The 2,500-nt window shown below is 50.0% G+C and carries 1 rRNA gene (only partly in view); it reads right to left on the bottom strand.

The features are described 5' to 3' along the window. A 23S ribosomal RNA gene (locus ACT531_RS21665) occupies positions 1-2,328 on the bottom strand; it reaches 551 nt to the left of the window's first position. Positions 2,329-2,500: the final 172 nt, after the last annotated feature.

The raw sequence follows: 2,500 nt of genomic DNA, 5'->3' as shown, positions 1-2,500 counted from the left end.
TCGCAGTTAAGCACGCTTATGCCATTGCACTATCGTCACGATGTCCGACCGTAACTAGCGTACCTTCGAACTCCTCCGTTACGCTTTGGGAGGAGACCGCCCCAGTCAAACTGCCTACCATGCACTGTCCCCGATCCAGATAATGGACCTAGGTTAGAACCTCAAACACACCAGGGTGGTATTTCAACGTTGGCTCCATGAGAACTAGCGTCCTCACTTCAAAGCCTCCCACCTATCCTACACAGATCTGTTCAAAGTCCAATACAAAGCTACAGTAAAGGTTCATGGGGTCTTTCCGTCTTTCCGCGGGGAGATTGCATCATCACAAACATTTCAACTTCGCTGAGTCTCAGGAGGAGACAGTGTGGCCATCGTTACGCCATTCGTGCAGGTCGGAACTTACCCGACAAGGAATTTCGCTACCTTAGGACCGTTATAGTTACGGCCGCCGTTTACTGGGACTTCAATCAAGAGCTTGCACCCCATCATTTAATCTTCCAGCACCGGGCAGGCGTCACACCCTATACGTCCACTTTCGTGTTTGCAGAGTGCTGTGTTTTTATTAAACAGTCGCAGCCACCGATTTTTTGCAACCCCGTTGGGCTCCCTCTGTACGAGTTCACCTACTTGGGGCATACCTTCTCCCGAAGTTACGGTATCAATTTGCCGAGTTCCTTCTCCTGAGTTCTCTCAAGCGCCTTAGAATACTCATCTCGCGCACCAGTGTCGGTTTGCGGTACGGTCGTCAATAGCTGAAGCTTAGTGGCTTTTCCTGGAAGCAGGGTATCACTCACTTCGTCTGCAAGCAGACTCGTTATCACCCCTCATCTAAGCCCGGCGGATTTGCCTACCAGGCACGACTACAGGCTTGAACCAACATATCCAACAGTTGGCTGAGCTAACCTTCTCCGTCCCCACATCGCACTATTGATCGGTACAGGAATATTGACCTGTTTCCCATCAGCTACGCATCTCTGCCTCGCCTTAGGGGCCGACTCACTCTACGCCGATGAACGTTGCGTAGAAAACCTTGCGCTTACGGCGAGGGGGCTTTTCACCCCCTTTAACGCTACTCATGTCAGCATTCGCACTTCTGATACCTCCAGCATCCGTTACCAGACACCTTCACAGGCCTACAGAACGCTCTCCTACCACTTGCAATAAATTGCAAATCCGCAGCTTCGGTAACTGGCTTAGCCCCGTTACATCTTCCGCGCAGGACGACTCGATCAGTGAGCTATTACGCTTTCTTTAAATGATGGCTGCTTCTAAGCCAACATCCTGACTGTTTTAGCCTTCCCACTTCGTTTCCCACTTAGCCAATTTTAGGGACCTTAGCTGGCGGTCTGGGTTGTTTCCCTCTTGAGTCCGGACGTTAGCACCCGGTGCTCTGTCTCCCAAGCTGTACTCTGCGGTATTCGGAGTTTGCATAGGTTTGGTAAGTCGCCATGACCCCCTAGCCTAAACAGTGCTCTACCCCCGCAGGTAATACTTGAGGCACTACCTAAATAGTTTTCGGAGAGAACCAGCTATTTCCAAGTTTGTTTAGCCTTTCACCCCTATCCACAGCTCATCCCCTAGTTTTGCAACACTAGTGGGTTCGGACCTCCAGTACCTGTTACGGCACCTTCATCCTGGCCATGGATAGATCACTTGGTTTCGGGTCTACACCCAGCGACTGATTCGCCCTATTCGGACTCGATTTCTCTACGGCTTCCCTATTCGGTTAACCTTGCCACTGAATGTAAGTCGCTGACCCATTATACAAAAGGTACGCAGTCACCCTTGCGGGCTCCTACTTTTTGTAAGCATGCGGTTTCAGGATCTATTTCACTCCCCTCCCGGGGTTCTTTTCGCCTTTCCCTCACGGTACTGGTTCACTATCGGTCGATTACGAGTATTTAGCCTTGGAGGATGGTCCCCCCATATTCAGACAGGATTTCTCGTGTCCCGCCCTACTTTTCTCTAACTTAGTACCACACGTCTGTTTTCGCATACAGGGCTATCACCTGCTATGGCCGGACTTTCCATCCCGTTTTGCTAACAGTCGTGCTATCACTAGAAGGCTCTTCCGATTTCGCTCGCCACTACTTTCGGAATCTCGGTTGATGTCTTTTCCTCGAGCTACTGAGATGTTTCAGTTCACCCGGTTCGCCTCGCATACCTATGTATTCAGTATGCGATACCTCTTGCGAGGTGGGTTTCCCCATTCAGAAATCTCCGGATCAAAGCTTATTTGCCAGCTCCCCGAAGCTTATCGCAGGCTATCACGTCTTTCGTCGCCTGTAATCGCCAAGGCATCCACCACATGCTCTTAGTCACTTGACCCTATAACTTTGACATCTCTTTCAAGATATCGCCATCATCTTCAAGGACTTGCCAGGTCTTTCACCTGACGCGTTATGCCGTAATGTGAATAATTCCTCGATATCACTATCAAGAAACATTCGTCATTACTGAGTTCAAATTACTTCGCAATCACTTTCGCAATCACGTTTGC

Source organism: Acidovorax sp. DMC1 (assembly GCF_056314325.1).
This window is presented reverse-complemented; position numbering and strand designations above follow the sequence as displayed.